The 23,241-nt window shown below is 64.3% G+C and carries 24 protein-coding genes; 11 read left to right on the forward strand and 13 right to left on the reverse strand.

The features are described from left to right. The first annotated feature begins 35 nt into the window (after positions 1–35). The 8 genes from AC3WLM_RS20475 to hutC all read left to right on the forward strand — a co-directional run bounded on the left by AC3WLM_RS20475 (position 36) and on the right by hutC (position 8,527). Entirely contained in the window at positions 36–365 is a 330-nt protein-coding gene (locus AC3WLM_RS20475) for a hypothetical protein (RefSeq protein WP_039335426.1), read from the forward strand. A 252-nt stretch (positions 366–617) separates the two neighbouring features. Then, positions 618–2,138, forward strand: coding sequence for an aldehyde dehydrogenase family protein (locus AC3WLM_RS20480; protein WP_039335428.1), 1,521 nt, complete (start codon positions 618–620; stop codon positions 2,136–2,138). A gap of 26 nt (positions 2,139–2,164) precedes the next feature. Then, positions 2,165–3,190, forward strand: a complete 1,026-nt coding sequence (gene adhP / locus AC3WLM_RS20485) for an alcohol dehydrogenase AdhP (protein WP_037569599.1) — start codon at positions 2,165–2,167, stop codon at positions 3,188–3,190. A 25-nt stretch (positions 3,191–3,215) separates the two neighbouring features. After that, the gene (locus AC3WLM_RS20490) at positions 3,216–4,922 is read left to right on the forward strand and encodes a copper resistance system multicopper oxidase (protein WP_015449263.1); all 1,707 of its coding nucleotides are present in this window, start codon (positions 3,216–3,218) and stop codon (positions 4,920–4,922) included. Continuing rightward, the gene (locus tag AC3WLM_RS20495) at positions 4,919–5,905 is read left to right on the forward strand and encodes a copper resistance protein B (protein WP_174544608.1); all 987 of its coding nucleotides are present in this window, start codon (positions 4,919–4,921) and stop codon (positions 5,903–5,905) included. The genes AC3WLM_RS20490 and AC3WLM_RS20495 overlap by 4 nt, the downstream gene beginning before the upstream one ends. Beyond that, the gene (locus AC3WLM_RS20500; protein WP_015449261.1) at positions 5,899–7,140 is read left to right on the forward strand and encodes an MFS transporter; all 1,242 of its coding nucleotides are present in this window, start codon (positions 5,899–5,901) and stop codon (positions 7,138–7,140) included. The genes AC3WLM_RS20495 and AC3WLM_RS20500 overlap by 7 nt, the downstream gene beginning before the upstream one ends. Positions 7,141–7,208: 68 nt before the next feature. After that, positions 7,209–7,646 carry a DUF411 domain-containing protein gene (locus AC3WLM_RS20505; RefSeq protein WP_004213035.1) on the forward strand — a complete coding sequence of 146 codons (438 nt, stop codon included), beginning with the start codon at positions 7,209–7,211 and terminating at the stop codon, positions 7,644–7,646. Between the two features lie 191 nt (positions 7,647–7,837). After that, positions 7,838–8,527, forward strand: a complete 690-nt coding sequence (gene hutC / locus AC3WLM_RS20510; protein WP_230588639.1) for a histidine utilization transcriptional repressor HutC — start codon at positions 7,838–7,840, stop codon at positions 8,525–8,527. Between the two features lie 3 nt (positions 8,528–8,530). On the opposite strand, the gene AC3WLM_RS20515 is transcribed toward hutC, so the two are convergent. The 4 genes from AC3WLM_RS20515 to AC3WLM_RS20530 form a co-directional block, all read right to left on the reverse strand. Beyond that, positions 8,531–9,265 (reverse strand): PepSY domain-containing protein, encoded by a 735-nt coding sequence (locus AC3WLM_RS20515; RefSeq protein ID WP_004213137.1) that lies wholly within the window; start codon positions 9,263–9,265, stop codon positions 8,531–8,533. Then, positions 9,262–9,966 (reverse strand): PepSY domain-containing protein, encoded by a 705-nt coding sequence (locus tag AC3WLM_RS20520; RefSeq protein ID WP_015449260.1) that lies wholly within the window; start codon positions 9,964–9,966, stop codon positions 9,262–9,264. The genes AC3WLM_RS20515 and AC3WLM_RS20520 overlap by 4 nt, the downstream gene beginning before the upstream one ends. A 10-nt stretch (positions 9,967–9,976) precedes the next feature. Continuing rightward, on the reverse strand, positions 9,977–12,679 hold the full coding sequence (locus AC3WLM_RS20525) for a TonB-dependent receptor domain-containing protein (protein ID WP_492478629.1): 2,703 nt from the start codon (positions 12,677–12,679) through the stop codon (positions 9,977–9,979). A gap of 738 nt (positions 12,680–13,417) precedes the next feature. Next, the gene (locus AC3WLM_RS20530; protein ID WP_039335533.1) at positions 13,418–13,984 is read right to left on the reverse strand and encodes a TetR/AcrR family transcriptional regulator; all 567 of its coding nucleotides are present in this window, start codon (positions 13,982–13,984) and stop codon (positions 13,418–13,420) included. A gap of 69 nt (positions 13,985–14,053) precedes the next feature. Here AC3WLM_RS20530 and AC3WLM_RS20535 point away from each other — a divergent pair, with 69 nt between their 5' ends. The 3 genes from AC3WLM_RS20535 (at position 14,054) to AC3WLM_RS20545 (ending at position 15,510) form a co-directional block, all read left to right on the forward strand. Further along, entirely contained in the window at positions 14,054–14,569 is a 516-nt protein-coding gene (locus AC3WLM_RS20535) for an SDR family NAD(P)-dependent oxidoreductase (protein WP_236727150.1), read from the forward strand. Beyond that, positions 14,566–14,883 carry a Rossmann-fold NAD(P)-binding domain-containing protein gene (locus AC3WLM_RS20540; RefSeq protein ID WP_234792544.1) on the forward strand — a complete coding sequence of 106 codons (318 nt, stop codon included), beginning with the start codon at positions 14,566–14,568 and terminating at the stop codon, positions 14,881–14,883. The genes AC3WLM_RS20535 and AC3WLM_RS20540 overlap by 4 nt, the downstream gene beginning before the upstream one ends. Before the next feature lie 393 nt (positions 14,884–15,276). Further along, entirely contained in the window at positions 15,277–15,510 is a 234-nt protein-coding gene (locus AC3WLM_RS20545; protein WP_236727151.1) for a hypothetical protein, read from the forward strand. A 61-nt stretch (positions 15,511–15,571) separates the two neighbouring features. Here the strand turns inward: AC3WLM_RS20545 and AC3WLM_RS20550 are convergent, their stop codons facing one another. The 9 genes from AC3WLM_RS20550 to AC3WLM_RS20590 form a co-directional block, all read right to left on the reverse strand. After that, positions 15,572–15,979, reverse strand: coding sequence for a response regulator (locus AC3WLM_RS20550; protein WP_013039094.1), 408 nt, complete (start codon positions 15,977–15,979; stop codon positions 15,572–15,574). Between the two features lie 81 nt (positions 15,980–16,060). Beyond that, positions 16,061–16,684 (reverse strand): response regulator transcription factor, encoded by a 624-nt coding sequence (locus AC3WLM_RS20555; RefSeq protein WP_015449255.1) that lies wholly within the window; start codon positions 16,682–16,684, stop codon positions 16,061–16,063. Then, positions 16,674–18,209 carry a PAS domain-containing sensor histidine kinase gene (locus AC3WLM_RS20560; protein ID WP_030089528.1) on the reverse strand — a complete coding sequence of 512 codons (1,536 nt, stop codon included), beginning with the start codon at positions 18,207–18,209 and terminating at the stop codon, positions 16,674–16,676. Before AC3WLM_RS20560 ends, AC3WLM_RS20555 begins: the two co-directional genes overlap by 11 nt. Positions 18,210–18,267: 58 nt before the next feature. Continuing rightward, complete coding sequence (locus tag AC3WLM_RS20565) at positions 18,268–18,741, reverse strand: DUF305 domain-containing protein (RefSeq protein WP_015449253.1); 474 nt, start codon at positions 18,739–18,741, stop codon at positions 18,268–18,270. A gap of 90 nt (positions 18,742–18,831) precedes the next feature. Then, positions 18,832–19,950 (reverse strand): copper resistance protein B, encoded by a 1,119-nt coding sequence (locus AC3WLM_RS20570; protein WP_039335436.1) that lies wholly within the window; start codon positions 19,948–19,950, stop codon positions 18,832–18,834. Beyond that, positions 19,950–21,878: a copper resistance system multicopper oxidase gene (locus AC3WLM_RS20575; RefSeq protein ID WP_039335437.1), complete on the reverse strand. Its 1,929-nt coding sequence runs from the start codon at positions 21,876–21,878 to the stop codon at positions 19,950–19,952. The genes AC3WLM_RS20570 and AC3WLM_RS20575 overlap by 1 nt, the downstream gene beginning before the upstream one ends. Positions 21,879–21,945: 67 nt before the next feature. After that, positions 21,946–22,512, reverse strand: coding sequence for an RNA polymerase sigma factor (locus AC3WLM_RS20580; RefSeq protein WP_039335440.1), 567 nt, complete (start codon positions 22,510–22,512; stop codon positions 21,946–21,948). After that, complete coding sequence (locus AC3WLM_RS20585) at positions 22,509–22,946, reverse strand: periplasmic heavy metal sensor (RefSeq protein ID WP_039335535.1); 438 nt, start codon at positions 22,944–22,946, stop codon at positions 22,509–22,511. Before AC3WLM_RS20585 ends, AC3WLM_RS20580 begins: the two co-directional genes overlap by 4 nt. Next, positions 22,946–23,218, reverse strand: a complete 273-nt coding sequence (locus tag AC3WLM_RS20590) for a hypothetical protein (RefSeq protein WP_039335441.1) — start codon at positions 23,216–23,218, stop codon at positions 22,946–22,948. The genes AC3WLM_RS20585 and AC3WLM_RS20590 overlap by 1 nt, the downstream gene beginning before the upstream one ends. Positions 23,219–23,241: the final 23 nt, after the last annotated feature.

Below are 23,241 nucleotides of genomic sequence, written 5' to 3' on the forward strand. Positions count from 1 at the left end.
GGGTCCGAGCGTCTGACTTGACAGAGGAAACAGCGATGCGAAAACATCTTGGCGTCGGTGCTGCTGTTGGCTTTCTGCTCTTTGGCAGCACGCCGCTCCTCGCACAGGGTATCGGCCATAGCTTGTTCATGCGCGGCAAGATCGTCCGTATGGATGCGGGCGGCACAGTGGCCTGCCTGGGTAAGGCCGATGGCGCGCACATCGGGCAGATACTCGAAGTCTATCACGCAACGCCGCGCCACCGCCGTCTTGTCGGTCATGTCGAAGTCGACCAGATTTTCGACGACCATTATGCTCATTTCCGCGTGAGGGACGGGACGCTTCAGAAAGGCGATTGGGTGAGCCTAAAGTGCGTCCGGGCGTAACGCCAGAATTGGAATGCCAAGCGCCGCCCTCGCCAAAAGAAGACTCGGCCGAGTAACGCCTGTCTCGGCATAATTCCGATCAGGCGTGCGCGAATACGTTCAGGAGTCGATGAATAGTCATCGGCTCTGTTGGCGTGTCTGACCCTCAAGCCCGCGACCCCGATACCAGACTACCTTCTGCGGAACTTACTTATAGGCCACCCGGGCAAAGAGATTACTCCGTCAGGCCATCGATAGAGATGGAGTCAGGTTATGTTCGAGGAGGCGATCGGGACCATTAACGCGGCGGCCTCCTTCCGACACCGCTATGATAATTTCATCGGAGGCCGCTGGAGCGCTCCTGCGGGCGGCGAGTATTTCGCCGACACGAGCCCGATCAATGGCGCCCAGATCGCAGAGTTCGCGCTGTCGACGCCGGAAGATGTCGAGCGCGCGCTCGATGCGGCGCACGCCGCCAAGGACCAATGGGCAAGGATCGCGCCCGCCGAACGCGCCAGGATTCTCAATCGCGTCGCCGACCGGCTCGAAGACAATCTGGAGTTGCTGGCACTTGCCGAGACGATCGACAATGGCAAGCCGATCCGCGAGACGCGCGCTGCCGACGTGCCGCTCGCGATCGACCATTTCCGCTACTTCGCCGGCTGCATCCGGGCGGAGGAAGGCGGCATCTCGACGATCGATGCGGACACCATCGCCTATCATTTCCGCGAGCCGCTCGGCGTCGTCGGCCAGATCATCCCGTGGAACTTCCCGCTGCTGATGGCGGCGTGGAAGATCGCCCCGGCGCTGGCGGCGGGCAACTGCACCGTCATCAAACCCGCATCCCAGACGCCGCTCACCTTGCTGATGTTCGCCGAGCTCACCGCCGACATCCTGCCGCCCGGCGTGCTCAATGTCGTTACCGGCCCGGGACGGACCGTTGGCCAGGCGATCGCCGCCAATCCGCGCATCGCCAAGGTCTCGTTCACCGGCGAGACCGTCACCGGCAAGCAGATCATGCACGCCGCGGCGGACCATCTGATCCCCCAGACGATGGAGCTTGGCGGCAAGTCGCCCAACATCTTCATGGCGGACGTGCTCGACGAGGACGATGCCTTCTTCGACAAGGCGCTCGAAGGCTTTACTTTGTTCGCCTTCAACAAGGGCGAGGTCTGTACCTGCCCGTCGCGCGCCCTGATCCATGAGTCGATCTTCGACCGCTTCATCGAGCGCGCCGTGGCGCGCGTCGCCGCGATCCGCCAGGGCGATCCGCTCGACCCGTCGGTCCAGGTCGGCGCGCAGGCGTCGGAGGACCAGCTCCACAAGATCCTGGGCTATATCGATATCGGCAAGGCCGAGGGCGCGCAGTGTCTGGTCGGTGGCGCCAGGGCGCTGCCGGGCGGTGCGCTCGACCAGGGCTATTTCGTGCAGCCGACCGTGTTCGTGGGTCAGAACCACATGCGCATCTTCCAGGAGGAGATCTTCGGTCCCGTCCTGTCGGTCACCACGTTCAAGACGGTCGAGGAGGCGATCGCACTTGCCAATGACACCGCCTACGGTCTTGGCGCGGGCGTCTGGACCCGGAGCGGCAACACCGCCTACCGGCTCGGCCGCGCGATCGAGGCCGGGCGGGTCTGGACCAACTGCTATCATCAGTACCCCGCCCATGCCGCCTTCGGCGGATACAAGGCATCGGGCTTCGGGCGTGAAAACCACCGGATGATGCTCGATCATTATCAGCAGACCAAGAATCTGCTCGTCTCCTATGACGAGCACGCGCTCGGCCTATTCTGACCCCCCGCTTAAAAGGAGAAACGGACATGGCGAAAACCATGAAAGCGGCGGTCGTCCGCGAATTCGGCAAGCCCCTGGTCATCGAGGAGGCGCCGATCCCGGCGGTCGGCCCCGGGCAGATCCTGGTCAAGATTGCGGCAACCGGCGTGTGCCATACCGACCTGCACGCGGCAGAAGGAGACTGGCCGGTCAAGCCCAACCCGCCCTTCATTCCTGGCCATGAAGGCGTCGGGCATGTCGCCGCCGTCGGTGCAGGCGTCACCCATGTGAAGGAAGGCGACCGGGTCGGTGTGCCCTGGCTCTACACCGCCTGCGGGCACTGCGTGCATTGCCTGGGTGGCTGGGAGACGCTTTGCCACGAACAGCAGAACACCGGCTATTCGGTCAATGGCAGCTTTGCCGAATATGTCCTCGCCGATCCCAACTATGTTGGTCACCTTCCCGACAATGTCGACTTCCTCGACATTGCGCCGATCCTCTGCGCGGGCGTCACCGTCTACAAGGGATTGAAGGCCACCGAGGCCCGACCCGGCGAGTGGGTGGTCGTCTCCGGCATTGGCGGGCTCGGCCACATGGCGGTGCAATATGCCCGAGCCATGGGTCTCAATGTGGCCGCGGTCGACATCGACGATAGCAAGCTCGACCTCGCTACACGCCTTGGCGCCACACTGACGGTCAACGCGCGCAACGAGGACCCTTCGGCAGCGCTCAAGAAAGCCATTGGCGGCGCGCACGGGGCGCTGGTGACCGCCGTTTCGCCCAAGGCGTTCCAGCAGGCGCTCGGCATGGTCCGGCGCGGCGGCACGGTCGCGCTCAACGGCCTGCCGCCGGGCGACTTCCCGTTGTCGATCTTCGACACCGTGCTGAACGGCATTACCGTGCGCGGCTCGATCGTTGGCACGCGGCTCGATCTGCTCGAGGCACTGGCGTTCGCCGGCGAGGGCAAGGTCAAGGCCACGGTCCATGCGGACAGGCTCGAGAACATCAACGACGTCTTCTCCCGCATGCATCATGGCGACATCGAGGGCCGGATCGTCCTCGACCTCGCCTGAAGCCGACTTCGCGAAAGTACAGTTCATGTCTCCCTTACATATCCGGCCGATCGCGCGGCGCCGTTTCGTCCAGGGGCTGGCGATCGGCGGCGCGGTCGCCGGTTTCGCCCCGGCGCTTCTCGCGCGATCCGCACCAACCTTGCCCGCTGAGCTGAGCGGGACCGAGTTCGACCTCGAGATCGCCGAGCTGCCGGTCAACTTCACCGGCAAACGCCGTATCGCGACCGCCGTGAACGGCAGCGTGCCCGCGCCGGTCCTGCGCCTGCGCGAAGGCGACACGGTCACGCTGCGCGTACGCAACGGCCTCAAGGAGATGTCGAGCATCCATTGGCACGGCATCATCGTGCCGGCGGAGATGGACGGCGTGCCCGGCATCAGCTTTGCCGGCATCGCGCCGGGCGAGACCTTCACCTATCGCTTCGAGGTCCGCCAGAGCGGAACCTACTGGTATCACGCTCACACGCTCGCCGAGCAGACGGGACTCTATGGAGCGATCATCGTGGAGCCAAAACAGGTGCCGACGGCGCGGGCGCCCGATCGCGACTATTGCATCGTGCTCAGCGACTGGTCGGACGAGCCGCCGCTGCAGATCTTCCTCAATCTCAAGAAGCAGAGCAGCTACTATAATTTTGCGCAGCCGACCGCCGGCGATTTCCTCAAGGATGTCGGCACCATGGGCTTGGGCAAGGCGCTCGAGCGGCGGCGGATGTGGAACAGCTCGCGGATGAACCCGACCGACTACAGCGATGTCTCTGCCGCGACCTACACCTATCTGATGAACGGCGCGCCGCCCGCCGGCAACTGGACCGGTATCGCCGCGCCCGGCGAGCGCGTGCGCCTGCGCTTCGTCGGCGCGGGGACGGCGACGTTCTTCGACGTGCGGATCCCCGGGGTCGAGCTGACGGTCGTATCGACCGACGGGCAGCCGGTCGAGCCGGTCACGGTCGAGGAATTCCGGATCGGCCCGGGCGAGACCTACGACGTCGAGTTCACCATGCCCGAGGGCGGCGCCCGCACCATCTTCGCGCAGGCGATCGATCGGAGCGGCTATGCGCGTGGCACGATCGCACCGGCCCCGGGCATGGCGGCAGCCGTGCCGCCGCTCGATGCCCGGACCTGGCTCGAGCCGGTCGACATGATGGGCGCGATGGCGACGATGGGCGCAATGGGAGGCGACGCGCATGCCGGGCACGGCATGACCGAGATGCCGGCCAGGGCACGGCACGCCCGCACCGAATATGGCGCCAATACCGACATGCGCGTCGACTATCCGCGCACCAATCTCGACGATCCCGGCGCCGGGCTGCGCGGGCGCGGCTGGCGCGTGCTGACGCTGGCCGATCTGCGCACGCCGGGCGGCGATCCCGACCCGCGCGAGCCCGAGCGCGACATCGAGCTGCATCTGACGGGCAATATGGAACGGTTCATCTGGTCGCTCGACGGCATCAAGCTCAACGATTCCAGGCCGCTTCATTTCAAGCCAAACGAGCGGCTGCGCGTCACCTTCGTCAACGACACGATGATGGCGCATCCGATGCATCTGCACGGCATGTGGAGCGATGTCGAAGGCCCGGACGGCGCCTTCCAGGTCCGCAAGCATACGGTCGTGGTCCAGCCCGCCCAGCGGGTGAGCTTCCGCGTCACCGCCGACGCCATGGGCCGATGGGCCTTCCACTGCCATCTGCTCTATCACATGGCGGCCGGCATGTTCCGGGAGGTGGTGGTCGCATGATCCGGATTTTCCCCTCGCGCGGCATCGCTCTTGGCGCTGCCCTCTTCCTGGCGCCGGCGATCACGGCTCCCGCCCTCGCGCAGGATGCCTCGCCCCCGTCGCCCGCCGCCACCCCTGCCCAAACGGCCACTCCCGCTCAGCACACCCCTTCCGCGCAAGGCTCTCAGGACCATGCGGGCATGGACATGCCGGGCATGGATATGACCGACACGAAGGCGTCCGGTAACGGCGCCACGATGGACATGGGCTCGATGCAGGGCGGCCAGGCCCCGCCGGACGCGCGCAACTCGGACGATTATGCCGACGGCTACCGCAACTCGACGCTGCCGGGCTATGAGATGGCCGACAAGCTCTCAATCCCCAAGATACTTGTCGATGAGCTTGAGTTCACCAGCGGCAACGAGGGTCAGGGCGTGGGCTGGACCGTGCTCGTCACCAAGGGTCAGGACAATGACAAGCTCTGGCTGCGCAGCCAGGGGCTCAAGAACTCCCGCGACCAACGTCTCGATCCGGAGAGCAGCGTCGAGGCGCTGTGGTGGCACAGCAAGAACCCGTTCTGGGGCACGCTGCTCGGGGTCAGGCAGGATCTCGGCAAGGGTGCGACCACCTGGCTGGCCGCCGGCGTCGAGGGACTGGCGCCCTATTGGTTCGACGTCCAGCTCACCGGCTATGTAGGAACCGATGGGCGTCTCGCGGCGCGCGCCAAGGCGTCCTATGAGGTCTTGTTCACCAATCGGTTGATCCTTACGCCGCAGGTGGAGACCAATATCTATTCGAAGCGGTCGAGCGATCGGCAGCTCGGCAGCGGCTTCAGCAATGTCGAGCTGAGCGGACGGTTGCGCTACGAGGTGTCGCGCAAGTTCGCGCCCTATATCGGCTTCGTCTGGGAGCGCGCGTTCGATGGCACGGCGGGCTTCCGACGCCTGCGGGGCGAGGGGTCATCCGAACACCGGCTGGTGATCGGCTTGCGCGCCTGGTGGTGATCCGCGGATGGCCACTCGAGGGGTCGACCGCGAACGCGCCGCGTGACAAGGCTGGATCGCAAGCCAACGGTCGCTGGCCGGCCTCCTTTTTCGTCTTGTTGCTCGCGGCGGCTGCGGCGTCGGCGGGACAGACGGCCATTCTCGCCTTCCTTCCGGCACTGGTCGACCCGGCTCGTGGCGCGCTATCGTCAAGCGCTCATGATTTTCATGTCGCGAGCCTGACCGCGGTCCATCCCCTGGCAGCCTTGCTGGCGGCGCCGCTCTGGGGCTGGATCGCGGACCGGGTCGACTATCGGGCGATGTTGCGCGCAGCGCTGGTCATCCTCGCCCTGGTGACCGCGCCGATCGGCCTCGTCGGGCTGCCTGAGCTTTATGCATTGCGCCTGGTGGCGGGGATGGCGTCGGCCGCCATCATACCGTTGGGCTTGCTCTGCGCGAGCTTTGCCGCAAACGAGCGCGCGGACCAGGCGCGGCGCTTCACCTGGCTGACCGCCTTCTTGTTTCTGGGCGATCTCGCCGGTCCGCTGGTGGCGGAGGTCTCGGCCGCGATCCTGCCCCGCGCTCCCCTCATGATCCTCGCTTTCGGCATCGGTGCCGTCGGGGCGGCGCTTTGCGCCGTGCGTCTGCCGCGCTGGTGTGCACCTTGCATCGATGGCGGAGACCTGCCCGCGCCGACGCTCGGCGCGACGCTGATCCTGCTTTTCGTCACGATCGTCGCGGGCGGCGGGCTGGCGGCGATGCATGTCAATCTCCTGGTGACGCGGAGCGTCATTTCGCTGAGCCGCGAAGAGATCGCCTGGATGCTCAGTCTCTGCGGATTGGGCATGCTGGCAGCACAGATCTTCCATGCGAGGCTCGATTGGCTGGTGACCATGCCGAGGCGGCTTGCGGGGCTGACGCTCGGCCTGCTGGCTGCGGCGCTCTTCCTGTTCCCTGTCGCCGCGAGCATGGCCGAACTCAGTGGGATCATCGTTGCTGCCGGCTGGAGCTCGGCAACCCTTCGATTGGTCACCAGCTTCTGGATCAGCGGTGCGGCAGCCCCTTCGGGTCTGAAGCTCGGTCTCCAGCATTCCGCCGCCAGCATCGGGCAGGCGCTCGCGCCGCTGGCGATCGCCGTCGTCGCTCCCGGGGCGCAGCACTTAGTCTTGTGGGGGATTGGTGGTCTGTCGCTGGCGCTGCTTGTGTCCTTGCCGCTCGCCTGGAGGCCGCGCGCCATCGTGAAATCTTCAGCGTGATGAGGGGTAGGGGGCATCAATGCGTATAGATCATTAGGAACCCTATCGCATGCTTCCGGGAGCCGTTCATGAAGACCCGTCTTTCTGCCGCCTTGCTGTTCCTCGCCCTGCCCGGCGCAGCGCTTGCGGCGAATGATGTCGTCGTCCACCGGGACCCGGGTTGTGGATGCTGTGAGAAGTGGGCCCAGGCGCTTCGCGCGAAGCTGGGCCGCACGGTCGTCATGCGCGACGATGCGTCGCGCGGGGCGCTTCAGCGGAGGGCCGGCATGCCGGGCACGCTGGCATCCTGCCACAGCGCGATGGTTGATGGCTATCTGATCGAGGGCCATGTCCCGGTCGCCGATATCAAGCGCCTGCTGGCAACCCGTCCCGTAGGCGTCAGAGGCATTGCGGTGGCGGGGATGCCGATCGGCTCGGAGGGCATGGAAGTGGCAGGCGCCGCCCGCCAACCCTATGCGGTGGTGTCGTTCGGCAGTTCGGGCCAGAAGGTCTTCGCGCGGCATTGATCACGCACGCCTCGGCTCTCGCTGGTGATTTCCTGTTTGAATGACTGGGACTTGCTCGCCCCCACCTGTATAGTCATTTGATGCATGCTCCCGCTCGCCCCCATAGCCGCGCATCCGCTCCCCGGACGAAAGCTGCTTCTGTGGGCGAACCCGCGGTCGACGCTGCCGGTGCGGAGAAGCAACCTCGCTATGTGGCGATCAAAGACAGCATTTTCGAGGACATCCGGGAAGGTCGCCTGAAGCCCGGCGACCAGACGCCGTCAGAGGCCGAGCTCGTCGAGACGTTCAAAGTCTCGCGCATGACCGCAAACCGGGCGTTGCGGGAACTGCAATCGGCCGGTGTCGTGGTACGGCGGGCGGGGCGGGGCAGCTTTGTCGCCGAGCCCCGGCCGATCGGGCAGCTGATCGAGATCCGCAACATCGCGGAGGAGGTGCGCGGCAGGGGCCACGCCTATCGCGCGCGCGTCATTTATAATATCGAGATACGGGCTGATGCGGAAAGGGCAGCTCTGCTGGAAGTCGGCTTGGGCACGCGCCTCTTCCATTCGCTTATCGTCCATCACGAGACCGAATTCCCAATTCAGGTCGAGGAGCGCTTTGTGCTGGCATCTGCTGCGCCACGCTACGGAGAGAGGGATTTCAGCGCCTCGACGCCGAATGAATATCTGACACGTGTTGCCCCGCTCGAGCGAGTAGAGCACCGGGTGTGCGCGGCGATGCCGGATACAGCCATGCGAACAATGCTGGGCCTCGCTGAAGGAGAACCAGTGCTAATGATGACGCGCAGAACCTGGAGTCGCGGACGTCTCGTATCGCACGCTTGGCTCACGCACCCGGGCAATCGGTTCGAGCTATCGGCGGCTTTTTCTGTTGGGACCTAGCGATCAGCCCGCGCCCAACTTGACGGCCGATTTGCGCCTGCGCCGCAACCATCGCACGTCGGCGCGACTGAAGCTCTTAAACAGCAGGTAGAAGCCCGTCCCCGACAGCCACAAAGTACCGAACGCAACGAAGACGATCAGCGGGTGATTGAAGCTGGTGCGGTTCACATAGTCCATATTGTGGAGCATCCAGAAGAAATCCCAGGTGCGCCATGTGTCGCCGCGCATGACCAGGAATCGGCCGGTGTCGGCGGAGATGTAGGCGCTGCTGTTCTCTGCGTCCGCGAAATCCAGTCGCCACATGGTGCCTTCGTGCTCGCGCGCTTCCACATTCGGTTCGGCGAGCAACGTTGCCTTGCGGATCGGTGCTTCATTCACCATCGTCGCGACGTCGCGCGCGACCTGCTCGTCGACCCGAACCGGGGCGCCGCTCGTCGCGTCGATTAGCCGCGTGCCCGTGGTGGATCGAAGCTCGTAGACGGGGCGTGTGGCAAGGGACCGCAAGGCGATGCCGAGCACGGGACCATCAAGAGCGAGCTTTGCCGGCGCAATATAGTCACCGGCAGGTAGGGCGTGCTGATGGCTGGCCTGCGCACTGTGTCCGCCGACCTTCTCCTGATCGAGCAAGGCCATCATCGAGCCGCTCAGAGCCCAAAGGAGAAACTGCACGCCCAGGATCAGGCCGACCCATTTGTGGATGCGCCGAAAAAAGAGCGGGGTGAACCGGATTTTCTTCATGCCTTCTTCTTCCTGCGCCGCGGGAACGACCAAAGCAGCAGCCAAGCCCCGGCCAGCGCCATGGCAAGGGCACTCCAGGTCGCCACGCGCAGCAGCGGATTGTTGACGTCGGAGCGATCGTCATAGTCCATGATGTGCAGCATCCACGCGAAATCGAACACGCGCCACAGCGCATGGCGGCGCGAGATCAGCTCACCGGTCTGCGGAGAGAGATACAGGGTTGGCCGGTTCCAGGCATCGAATTCGACCTGCCAATAGGGAGGCTTGCGCGCCTGCATTTCCAGTGGCGCCGTCGTCAGCAGCCGGGCTGCGACGATGTCCCCGGTGCCGCTGTAGATGCGCCGAGCGGCGGCGCGGATTTGTGCCTCGCTCAAATCGGGGATGGGCTGTCCCGAACCTGCATCGAAGAGTCTTGGACCACCCGAGGTTTGCGCGCGCCAGACGGGCTGATCCATGAACCGTTGCAGGCGGATCTCGGACGCGTCGGGAGCCGATTGAACAATCCGCGCCGGCGGGACGAAGCTCGCAAGGTCGATGGGGGCGACGACCGGTGGGCGGACCAGATCGTCGCCATGGATGATGTCGATATGGACGGCCACCATATAGAAGCCGGTCAGCGTCCAGAGCAGAACCTGGACGCCGACGATCAGGGCCAGCCACTTGTGCGTCCGGCGGATGACCAAAGGCCAGCGAATTGCCATGTGCTGCCCTTCAGAACGCGGTTCGGAAGCCGGCGTAGAAGCGCCGTCCGAGCAGATCATAGGTCATCGTGTCGGTGTTGGCATCGGTGAAGCTCTGGATATAGGGCGCCTTGCGGTCGAACAGATTATCGGCCCCGATCTGGAAACGTGTCTTCTCGTCGATCGCGAAGGCAAGCTGAAGATTGTGGTAGAAGACGTTCGGCGTGCGGTAGCCGATGTCGCCGGCCGATGCGTTGAAGTCGGTCGCCTTGCCGATCCATTGTGTCGACCAGGTCGCGCTGATGCCGTCCTTTTCCGCCGTCAGCACGCCATAACCACGCCATTTCGGATAGCCGCCATTGCCGCCCCCGATAAACCCGTCGAAATAGATCGGCGCGCCGCCGGGGAAGGGGTTTACGACATATTTGTTGAGATAGGTCATGTTGAGATCCAAGGAGATCTTCACCTCGCCCACCGCACCACTGTACACCAGACCCAGATCGAGACCATTCATCTCCTCGCGGCCGGTGTTGATGGGCTGGGCGGAGAGGTAAGTGACCTCGCCGGTCAGCGCGCTGCGCGTAAAGTCGCTGCAGAACGGGTGCGACAGGTTCTGGCTCGCATAGCAGACTGCGAGCTTGGTCGAGCCGGGAATGGCCCGGATCGCGTCCTTGATCTTGATGTCGAACCAGTCTGCCGTCAGCGACAACCCTGGGATGATGCCGCGCGGCGATATCACCGTACCAACGGTCCAGGTCGTGGAGCTTTCGGGCCGAAGGCTCTGGTTACCGCCCACTGTGGTGAGGATCGTGGTGCCGAGCTGCGTATAGTTGGCCGGCACACCGGACGCCTGACAATTGGCGATCAAGGTCACGTTGCCGCTGGAGGTGTAGCGCGAGCAGGGATCGGTCGTGGTCAGATTGCCTTCCGAGACGCCGCCGAAAAGCTCCGGCACGTTGGGAATGCGAAAGCCCGTCCCATAAGTGCCGCGCAGACGGATGCTGTCATTGACTACCCAGTCGGCACTGAGCTTGTAATTCCAGTCGCTCCCGAAGAGATTATAGTCTGAGTAGCGGACTGCGCCATCGAGCGTGAGCGCCTTGGCGAAAGCTGTGTTGGCAAGCACCGGCACCGATAGCTCGAGATAGGCTTCCTTGGCGGTGCTCGAGCCCGAAATAGGATCCTGCTGATTGACGTTCGCCACGCCGAGCACCGTCAACGGGTCGGGATCGCGCCAGCCTTTTTCGCGCCGATAGACCACGCCGGTGGCGAAGGACACCGCGCCGGCTGGAAGGGAGAAGAGATCGCCGTTGAGGTCAGCCGTGACCGTGCCGAGTTCGTTGCCTCCGCGATCGCGCGAGGTGAACAGAATATAATCCAGAACCTGAGGTGTCAGGTCTCCGAACCCAAGATAGTCACCGCAGGGGATGGCCGCGCCCGCCATGCTGGAGCATTTGCTCCTGTCGAGCGTGTTCGCGACGCGCTCGAGATTGGCGATGTTGGTCGAGCCGTCGACGGCCGTGTTACGCCCGAAGCTGCCCGCGACTTCCCAGGCCCAGTCGTTCGCCAGCTTGCCGCGCAGCCCGAAGGTGCCTTGCCAGGTATCGGTCTCCTGGAAGAAGTGGCGCGCGCCGGGTTCGGCGAGGCGGCGCTGGGCCAGGACCAGGTTCTGGCCGGTCGGATTGGTCGGATTGCTGGCTGGTATTGAGAGATTGCGCAGCGTGCCGGGTGTAGCGATCTGATTCGACTTGCGGAACGTATAGAGGAACTCGCCGAACGCCTGGATACCGTCGGTCAGCGCATAGTCCGCGAAGAAGGCCGTGCTGACGCGCTCGACTGGGCTGACCGCATTGAGAAACGGGTTCGAGTTGAAGTTGTGCTTGGCGGGACTGTAAGGCTCGTAGAAGTTCCCGTTCCCTCCGGGTACCTGGTTGAAGTTGATCTGTTGGCCGTTGGGCAGCACCGCGCGTCCGCCGATCGTCGAGGCGCTGTTGACGCAGCTCAGCGAGCCCGGCGTCGTTTCAGCGAGCGAGCAGGGCGCACGCGAGGCCATGTTGACGGCGCTGGTCTTCTGGTAGGTGACTGCTGCCATGAACCCGCCACGATCGTTGCGAATGCCCCAAAGTAGGTCCGCGGTGAGATCGGAGCCGTCGCCGCGCTCGGTAATGCCTTGTCGGACGCTGAGACCCAGGCCTTCATAATCGGTGCGCGTGACAAGGTTGACCACGCCGGCCATGGCATCGGCCCCGTAGATAGCGGACGCGCCATCCTTGAGGACATCGGTGCGTGCCAGCGCCACGACCGGGATCATGTTGAGATCGGGTGAGGAATTGGCGCCGGTGCCGCCCGCGACGAGGCGTCGGCCGTTGAGGAGCACGAGTGTGCGCTTGATGCCGAGGCCGCGCAGATTGACCTGAGCAGTGCCATAACCGTTGTTGGTCCAGTAGGCCGATGTCTGGTTGCCCGCGAAGCCGGCATTGGCCGGCAAACGCTGCAAGGCGGTTTCGATATTGACGATGCCGGTATTTTGGATCTGCTCGGCGGTGACCACGGTGGCCGGTCCAACCCCGGCCAGATCCTGCCGACGGATTCGTGAGCCGGTAACGACGATGTCGCTGTCATCCCCCAGGACTTGTGCTTTTGGCTGCGGTGTCGGATCGGCCTGAGCGAGAGCCGGCGCGGCGTAGCCCGCGACGATGGCGGCGCTGCCGAGCAGGGCCATCCTGATGGTCATGTGCAATCCCCCTGACGTTTTAGAACAGCCACAGACAACATCAGTTGTATATACAGGTCAACAGTATTTTTCCTGTTTTTCCAATACCTTATTCTCGTGAAATTTAGATATAGATATAGCTATAATACGCACGCCAGACGTCGAACCCTCATGACTGAAGAGATATTTTTGCGAGCGCTCATTTGTAAAGCTGCTGAGATAGGAGATAGAATATCATATCGTAATACAGCCTCGCACGCTTCGATTTGATGATCGGGACATTTGGCCGGCAAGAATGCGAAGCGGCATGATCACATGTTATTGGTGTCGGCGTGATATACCTAGGTATAGCGCTAGAGATGCTCCGGGAACATTAGTCCTTTGCTGAGCTTGCACGCGCCAGGGAAAGTAATACCGATGCGGACCGCATTTGATCCTCGTTTCCTGGATGTGTCGCGCCTTCTTCCGGATTGAGCCGCAGGTTCGCCTTTTGAGGCAGATGAAACGACTCCTGACGAAACGTCGTGCGACGAGTCCGGCGACCTGAGATCGTCGCGCAGCCACTGGGTCACTTGGCGATGATCCAATCCGGTTCGGCAGTGGCGGCGCAGTCCTCGAACGTCGATCGCATCCGCGGAGCCGACGGGCCGGCTTGTGCATGAGCCGCCCTGATTTTGCCGCTGGGCAGTACGGCAGGTTGCGAAAAATGCTTGCTGTGTCCCGGTCGGCGCGCGGGCGTGCAGCTCGCGCCTCGCACGATCACACGCGCAGCAGTCGCCCCACCGCCCGCATGATCGTCGCCCGGCGCGCCGCGTGCTCGGCAGCGTCGCGTGCAGCTCCGGTCATGCACCAGAGCTGGGTGAGGGCGGCGACAAGCCGGACGACATCCAGGGGCGTGAAGTCGGCGACGATCCGCCCCTCGGCCTGCGCCGCTGCGATCCCGTCCAGCTTCTCCCCGAGAAGGACCTCGCCGGCCGGGAGCATCAGAACATCCTGGCCACGCTCCAAATGATGCCAGGTCAGCAGCCTCCACAGGCGCGGGCGTTCGACCAGCAAGTCATAGGTGCGCCCCGCATAACCCTCAAGATCATTGGGATCGAAGCGATCGGCATGCGCCGCGTCCATCACTTCCTGCGTCAGCGCGGCATCGAAGAGCGCCTCCTTGTCCCCGAAATAGGTGTAGAGCATCGGCTTGCTGATACCCGCCGCCTGCGCAATCCGGTCGATCCGCGCGCCCGCCAGCCCATGGGACGCGAACTCCTCGGTCGCTGCAGCCAGGAGCGTCTCGCGGCTCTGTGCGGCATTCCGCCGGGTTCGTTGCTTCATCACACCTCCAAGCATTGACGCATTCCAGGTTTCAAGTTGCCTACCAGTTGGTAATATATGGAGTAACATATGTCCAATCACTGGTTTCTCACGGGCGCGTCCAGCGGCATCGGCCGCCATCTGGCCGAACTGATCCTGGCCGCTGGCGACGACCTTACCGCGACGGCCCGCAAGCCCGAAAGCCTCGATGATCTCGCGGCGAAATATCCGAGCCAGCTGCGCGTCGAAGCGCTCGACGTCACGGTCAAGGACGATATTGCTGCGGTCGTGGCCCGGGCGCAGGCGCGTCGACCCGTCGATATTCTGGTCAACAACGCCGGCGGCGGCGTGATCGGCGCCACCGAAGAGATGTCGGACGCCGAGGTCGAAGGCCAGATCGCGCTCAATCTCATGGCGCCCATCCACATCACCCGCGCCTTTGTCCCCGCCATGCGGCTGCGCGGGAGCGGCCGGATCATCCAGATCTCCAGCGCTAGTGGTCAGGGCTCGCTTCCGACGAGCAGTCTCTATCATGTGGCCAAATGGGGCCTGGAGGCTTCAGCGAATGCCTCCGCCAGGAGCTTGAACCCTTCAACCTGTTCGTGACACTGATCGAGCCGGGCGGGGCGCGCACCAGCTTCAGCCACAATCTGCAATTCGCCAGCGAGATCGCCGCGTATCGCGATACGCCCGCCGGCCATATCCGCAAGATGTTCGAGACCGCCGGAAACGAGCTCTACACGCTCGACCCGCAAAAGATCGCGCAAGCGATCGTTGATGTCGCAACCAGCGACCATCCGCCGCTGCGCGTGACTCTGGGGGGTGACGCTTTCGGCGTTGTCCAGGCGGCGCTGCAATCGCGGCTCGCCTTTCTGCAGTCCCAGGAAGCGCTCGCGCGCTCGGTCGCTTTCGACAGTTGAGCTTTTCCGTCTTCCAGCTTTCGTCTCCGCGCGGTGCGACGCGCCTCACCGGGGCCCGGCAACCCTGTCGTCAGCGCCGTTATCCGATACTTAGGTATAGTCATCCGACACGATTGCAGAGGCGCCACACGGGCAATCGCTTGGTACCATCGCAAGAGAGGAAAATACCCTCGCGGTCGCCAATCAAGGGTGCGTGGACCTTCGCAGTCTGCGTGCCCTTGATTTGGCAGCGCGCCGCCCAGCCACGCGCGACATGAACGGGAGCGGCCTTCTGCGAAACCCAACGCTCCGCCGCATTTTCTATAAGCTCTCGCTCGAATTGCTGCGCGCCGCCTTTGTCTTCCTGCGACTGGGGTTAAAGGGCGAGGCGCGCCTGCTTGCGCACGCGTCTCAATGGGCGAGGCACACGGCTTCCGGTCGCCGCCGCAGGTGGTGGCACCGGAAAGTGGCATGAGCGTCGTCGCCGCCTTTCTATATCATGAGGGCAAACGGCTACGGCCGGTGACCCTGATCGATCCGGTGTGCGAGCATATCGCCGAGGATGACTTCGTGTGCGTAATCCTCGGCGTCATCGCCGCAGTCTGCATCGGACTCTACATCCGGTTCAAACGCAACCACTGGCTTTGACGTCGCTGACCGCTGTCCACATCGCGCAGGGCTGAGGCCGCCGGGGGTAGGTTGCCACAATTCAATGCTTTCGAAGCGTCTCGGCGCGGTGCCGGTCCAACGCATCGAGCAAAGCCCTGCCGATCAAAGGCTTTGCGAGAACGTGATCGAAGCCCGCCTCGGCGGCCCGCGAGGCCAGCAGCGTGTCGTGAAAGCCTGAGATCATGATGGCGCGTCCCGACCATCCGATCTCGCGAAGGTGACGCAGCATCGCGAATCCGTCGATGTCGGGCATGCGATAGTCGAGGATGACGCAGTCTGCCTCCTTCGCGCGGGGGTCGGCCAACAGCGCGTGGCCGGTCGTATATCCCCACACGGCATAGCCGCGCGATCTCAGCAGCAGCTGGAGGCCACGCCGCACGCCGGGATCGTCGTCGGAGACGAGGATGGTGTATCTGCCATCATGCTGAGTGGAACGGACCGATGGCATTGCGAGAAGCGGACACCCGTGTGACGATTGCACCATCGATCGCATATCGCGCCTCGTCCCGTCGCTACGTAGAGGTCGCAGTCACTTCGGCTTGCGGCCCATGCCCGCGGCAAAGGCGATCCGCAGGGCTTCGGACAAATTGCGGACCTCGAGCTTGGCCATCAGGCTCGCGCGATGGACCTCGACCGTTCGCGATGAACAGCCCAGGTCATAGGCGATCGTCTTATTGGGCAGGCCGTTCGCCAGCCCTTCCAGCACTTCACGCTCCCGGGGCGTCAGTGCAGCGACCCGCACGCCGGCTTCAGAGGTTTCCAGAGTGCGAAGGTCGACATCGTCGAGACGCGCGAACGCGCGGCTGACGGCGCCGAGCAGGGCGGCTTTCTCGAAGGGCTTCTCGAGAAAGTCGACCGCGCCGCCTTTCATGGCCTGCACCGCAACCGACACGTCGCCATGGCCGGTCAGGACGATGACCGGCATATTGACCCCGCGTGCTGCCATGGCGGCCTGAATCTCGAGACCGTCCATCTCGGGCATGCGCACGTCGAGGATGACGCAGCCGACGGCCGCCGACTTCGCCTCCTTGAGAAACTCCACGCCCGAGGCATAGGTCACGACGTCGTAGCCCGCGGTCTTGAGCGCAAAGCTCGCCGCCTTGCGGATGCTCTCCTCGTCGTCGACCAGATGGATGACGCGTCTATCCCCCATGTTCCTCCTCCGCCCGCGCATGGATCAAGGTAAAATGAAAGCGCGCGCCGCCGCGGTCGGGGCGCTCCATCCAGATACGGCCCCCATGCGCTTCGATGATGGTCCGGCAGATCGAAAGGCCGAGGCCCATGCCGTCGGCCTTTGTCGACTTGAACGCCGTGAAGAGCTGCTCCCGGACCTCGTCGGCGATGCCGGGGCCGGTATCCTCCACGGTCACCTCGATCAGCCCGTCAGGGCGCAACCTGGTCGCTACCTTGAGGTCGCGAACAGGACACGCCGCCATCGCCTCGATGGCGTTGCGCATCAGGTTGACCAGCACCTGCTGGATCTGCACCCTGTCGACGAGAACCGGCGTCGCGGCGGGATCGACCGCGAAGAAGCTGCGGATGCCGCGCTCGCGTGCACCGACCAGCGCGAGCTCGCTCGCCTCGGCGACAACCTGCGGCAGATCGTGGAGGCTCTTGTCGACCTCGCCGCGGGCGACGAAATCGCGCAGGCGCCGGACGATATGGCCGGCCCGCAGCGTTTCCTGTGCCGCATCATCCATCACCGACCGTAGCGACACGAAGGGTTCGTCGTCCCGCTCGTCGAGCATGTCGCGGATCGTCTCGAGATAGAGCGCGACCGCGGCAAGCGGCTGGTTGAGCTCATGCGCGAGGGTCGAGGCCATCGTGCCCATCGCGCTCAGCCGGGAGACATGGACCAGCTCTGCCTGCAGTTCCTTGAGCCTGAGCTCATCCTGCTCCTTGGCGGTGAGATCCCGGATGAAGCCGGTGAACAACCGCTGCCCGTCTTCACCGGCCTCGCCAACCGACAGCTGCATCGGGAAGGTCGAGCCGTCGCGGCGCTGGCCGACCACGACGCGGCCGAGGCCGATGATCCGGCGCTCGCCGGTCTGGAGATAATGCGCGATATATTCGTCATGCCGGTCGCGATCGGGCTGGGGCATCAGGCAGGAGACGTTGCGGCCGACGAGCTCGGTTTCCGAATAGCCGAACAGGCGTTGGGCGGCCGCGCTGAACGACGTGATGTCGCCGGTCTCGTCGATGATGATCATCGCATCGGGGACGGTCGCCAGGATCGACTGGAGATGCTGCTCGCGGGTCTCGATTGACGCCCGGACCGCCGCCTCGTCGGTGACATCGCGACTGATGCAGGCAAAGCCTCGATGTGCGTCGCCTTCGAACAGGGCGCTGATCGTCAGGCGCGCGAGATACTCCGCTCCGTTCTCGCAGACCCGCCACGCTTCGCGCTCCAGCGTGCCTTCGTGAAGGGCGGCCGCCAGGTCTGCGCACGGGCGGCCGGCCGCAATCTCGTCGGGCGGGTAGAACAGGTCATGGGGCTGTCCCAGGACGCGATCGAGGGGCCAGCATTCGGCACGCTCGCCTTCTTCATTATAGCTCAGCACGATCCCGGCAGGATCGAGCAGCGTCAGGACATGGCCGCCAGCCTGTCGCAGGAACAACGGCGCAAGCCGCACCACCTCCCTGGCAATCTCGTCCGCCCCGCGCCTCGTGTCGACCATCGGCCGGCTCACATACCTGGCCGGGCGCACGTATCCGGGCGTAGCCCGACCGTGCCACTCAGCGCCGCGCGAGTATGGCCTTCATCTCGTCGATTTCCTGCCGCTGCGAGCGCTTGATCGCTTCGCAAAGCCGGATGACTTCCGGATCGCTGAGCTTTGCTTCCTGGCACATCAGGATCGCCCCGGAATGATGCGGGATCATCGAGCGCAGAAAGGCCGTGTCGCCGATCGTGGTCTGGGTGCGGATGAGTGCAAAGCTGCCGAAGAAGGCGACCAGCGACGCGGCGATCAGCGCGATGTTGGCGGCCTTCGACACGAACATGTGTCGCATGGCGAGGATCATCAGCACCACCATCGGTGCGACCATCATCAGCGTCATGTAGAGCATGTTGAGGTTGTTGTAGAAGCTGTCGAGCCCGTCGATCATGACGAACATCACCAGATACATGATGACGCCGCTGATGACGGTCTGAACGGCAAGGCTCCAATAGGCACCCATCTTCCGGGTGTTCATGTGGGACGAATGGTCCATGGCGTATCTCCTTCGCTCGGCGCCGGCCGACCTGGGTATGAGTGTAACGCCCCGCTCTCTTGTTCGCCCCCGCCATCAACCGTCCTGATGCTAAAACCAGAAGCGAACGCCGGCGACGAAGCTGGTGGCATGGACGTCCTCGCCCGCAAGCCTCGACAGCCGCGCCGTGTCTCCGGCTTTGCGCAGATAGGAAACGCCGATGTAAGGTGCGAACTGGCGGCTGAATTCGTAGCGCAGGCGCGCGCCGAGCTCTATGTTGACCAGCCCCGAACCGATGTCGTTCTCCGGAATATCCTGCGCGGCGAAATTGACCTCGGCGCGCGGCTGCAAGATCAGGCGCTGGGTGATGCGCTGGTCGTAATAGCCCTCGACCCGGCCCAGAACATCGCCCTTGGTCGAGAGGAACAGCGCGCCTTCGACCTCGAACATGCCAGGAGCCAGGCCCTCGACGCCGATCGTCGCGTAGGTGCGGTCGGGCCCGCGGCCGAAGTCCTGGCGGATACCGCCCTGAAGATTGAAATAGGGGTCGATGGCCCGGCTGTAGAGCACCTGCACCTCGGCGCTGTCGATGCCGCGGCCGAACTCGCCTTCGCCCTCGCTCTTGAGCCAGAGCCGGTTGATGTCGCCGCCGTAAAAGCCTTCGCCATCCCAGCGATAGCCATCGCGGCCGCTATGCGCCTGATACTCGAACACGTTGAGCAGCACCTGCCCGAAATTGTTGCCGCCGCTATCCTTCATCATGATGTCGCGCGAGCGCGCCATCTCGCCGCCGGGAAAATCACGATCGGCGAAGTGGTCGCTTGGGGGAGGCGGCGGGGGCGCATTGCCGGCCGGAAGCGCCGTGCCGGTCATTTGCATGCCGGGCATGGCGGGCATTCCCGGCATCGTTGTCTGGCCATGCTGCGAATGGTCCATACCCGGCATCTCCGGCATCGCGGGAGACGCGGGTTGCGGCTGACCGGCCGCATCTCCCTGCGGCGCAGGACTGGCCTGGTGCTGCGAATGGTCCATCGCCGAGGTGGCGTCCGGCGCTGGTGTCTGAGCGCGCGGCCTGGCGGCGGCCTTGTCCTTCTTCTTCTCCTGCGCCGGCGCCACTTCGCCCGGCGGCGCCATGCCGGGCATGCCGTGCATCGAATGATCCTGGGCAAAGGCGGGCGCGGCAGCGAAAAGGGCGATCGCGCTCACCAGCGGCGTGAGGATGCGGGTCATTACGCGTCTCCCTTCGGACGGACGCTCACGACCCGCATCATCCCTGCATGCATGTGGTAGAGGAGATGACAGTGGAAGGCCCAGTCGCCGACCGCGTCGGCGGTGAAGTCCCAGGTCACCTTGCCGCCGGGCTGGACGATCACCGTATGCTTGCGCGGCGCATGATCGCCATGCCCCGTCACCAGCTCGAAAAAATGCCCGTGAATATGGATCGGATGCCCCATCATCGTGTCGTTGATGAGATTGACGCGCACCCGCTCGCCTTCGATGAAGGGGATCGGCTCGTGATGGTCCGACATTTTTTCGCCGTCGAACGACCACATGAACCGCTCCATGTTGCCGGTGAGGTGAATGTCGATGCTGCGGCTCGGCGCGCGCACGTCCGGATTGCGATCGAGCGCCATCAGGTCCCTGTAGACAAGCACCTTGTGGCCGACGTCGGCGAGGCCCTGGCCGGGCTCGCCGGTGCGGTCTACGGGCATCGGCGAGATGGTCTGGACGCTCGGGTCGCGCTTCACCTGGGGCGCATTCGAGAAGTCGCGCATCTTCATCGAGCCCATCGCGTGCCCGCCATGATCCATGCCCGCCATCTGGCCATCGGCGCCCATCGCCCCGTGGTCCATGCCCGCCATCGACGAGTGATCCATCCCCAAGTGGTCCATGTCTCCCATGGCGCCTTGCTCCATGCCGGACGCCATCGCGGCCCCCGCACCGGTTGCGAGGCGGGCAGATGCGTTCTTTTCGGCAGTCGGATCGACGCCCCGCGTCGTGCCGCCCGACATGTCCATGCCCTCCATGCCGGACATCGAGGACATGTCCATGCCCATGTCCTTCATGTCGGCGAGCGGCCGTTTGCGCAGCGGCGGCACCTCGCCGGCCATGCCGGCCCGCGGCGCCAGCGTCGCGCGCGCCATGCCGGAACGATCGATTGCCTCGCCGACGAGCGTGTAGGCCTTATCTTCGCTAGGCGTTACGATGACATCGTAGGTCTCGGCGACGCCGATCTGGAATTCGTCGACGCTGACCGGCATCACATTCTGCCCGTCGGCCTGAACGATGCTCAGGGGCAGGCCGGGAATGCGGACATTGAAGGTGGTCATCGCCGAGGCATTGATGACGCGCAGCCGCACCCGCTCGCCCGGGGTGAAGAGCGCAGTCCAGTTGTCCATGGGACCGTGGCCGTTGACGAGATAGGTGTAGGTCGATCCGGTCACATCGGAGATGTCGGTCGGGTCCATGCGCATCTGGCCCCAGTCGAGCCGATCCTTGAGCGGCTGGTCCTTGCCAGACAGAAGTCCGGCCAGCGTCTGGCGCTGGAAGTTGAAATGGCCGGGATTGACCTTGAGGCGACGGAAGATCGCCTGCGGTGACAGCGCGCTGTGATCGGCCAATACGATGACATGTTCGCGGTCATAGGCGACCGGATCGGTGCCCGCCGGGTCGATGATGATCGGCCCGTAATGGCCTTCTTGCTCCTGCAGGCCCGAATGGCTGTGATACCAGTAGGTACCGTTCTGCATCACCGGAAAATCATACAGATAGCTGCTGCCGGGCTTGATGCCGGGGAAGGAGACGCCCGGCACGCCGTCGTGTTTCGCCGGAACCAACAGCCCGTGCCAGTGGATTGAGCTGTCTTCCTCGAGCTGATTGATGACGTTGAGCCGCACGCGCTGGCCCTCGCGCAGCCGGATCAGCGGGGCGGGGACCGTGCCGTTGAGGCCGATTGCCCGGAACTTGCGCCCGTCGATGGTCATCGACTGCCGGGCGATGGTGAGCGTGATGTCTTCGCCCGACACGGTCGGCAGCGTCGGTCGCATCCCCGGCGAGATCGTCTGCGCCCAGGCCGGCAGCCAGGCTGACAATGCTGCGCCGCCGCCGGCGAGGGCCGCGCCGCGGAGGAACTGGCGGCGGTCGAGAGCAGAAATCATTCGGTTTGTCTCAGCTTTAAGAAAGAGGGCGGACCTATTGGAAATACGCAGCGTGGCCTCATCCCCCTCAAACTTTCTTCAATATTTCCGCGAGGCGCGCCCGGGCGCGGTAGAGGCGGGTCTCGACTGCCTTCTGGCTGATGCCGAGAATCTCGGCGGTTTCGGCTTCCGACTTCTCGTCGATCGTCCGCAGGATGAGCGTGTCCTTGAGAGAGGCGGGCAGGGCGGCGATCGCTTTCATCGCCTCTGCCAGTTGCTGCTCGGCGCCGATTGCCTGGTCGGGTAGCGGCGCCTCATCGGCGACGTCATCCGCCTCGCCCAGCGGCAGGGCCATGGAGAAGAAGTTCCGGACCGCGCGCCGGCGCCGCCAGTCATGGCATTTGTTGATGACGATCCGGGACATCCAGACCGGAAAAGGTCGCGCAGCGTCATAGCGGTTGAGTGCGGCAAAGGCCGCGACGAAGCTCGCCTGGGTGACATCTAAGGCCTCATCCATAGATCCGACATGGCTGCGCACGAGCCGGTGAACCCAACCTTGATGCCGCCGGACCAGTTCGCCATAAGCCGCTTGCCGCCCGCCAAGCGCCAAAGCCGCGAGCTCCCCGTCCGAGCAGTCGGGGAGGCTCGCGGTCATTTGGACTTGGCCGTCAGCGCTTTCACGACGGCGTCGTCGAACTTCTCGGTCTGATCGGGACGCAGCACGGCCCGCATTGCGAAGATGTGCTCGAGCGTTTCCTTCTGCAGGGCCCCCATGGCCTGGTGCGAGCGATCCACCGCCGCTGCGACTTGCGGGCCATAGCCATGCTCCGCTTCGATCGCCTCCGCGAGGCGCGCATTGTCGGCGCGCAGTTCGGCCTCCAGCGCTTGACGCCGTAAGGCGTAGTTCTTCTCGATTGTCTCGAGCCGGCTGTGTTGCGCGGAATCCAGCTTCAGATCGCGATGGAGCAGCTCGTGCAGCTCATTTTCGACCGGGCGTACTGGAACCACATAGACGCGGCCGATGACAACGCCAGCGATCGCCGCGGCAAAGGTCAGCAGGACGAGGAGCAGGAGCCGGCGGTCGCGCATCATTGTGAACTCAGCAGCGTCGAAGGAGCGAGCGCGAGCCGCGCGTCAAAGGGCGATATCGGCCCGGCTTCGGTCGACCGCACAGGCACGGCCGAGCCGGCAATTCCCAGGAACAAGGCTGCTGTCGCGGCGATACCGAATGTCGTGGCGCTCAGGCGGGGCATGGCCTGGAGCCGGGCGATCTCGGCCATGACGCGGCTGTCCAGCCCGGCAAGCCGGGGATCGAGCGGCGCTTCCCGCAACCGGCTGAGCATGTCGTCGAGGTGGTCCATGATGTTTCTCCGTCTTCACTTCT

The organism is Novosphingobium sp. FW305-C-30-35 (genome assembly GCF_058783135.1).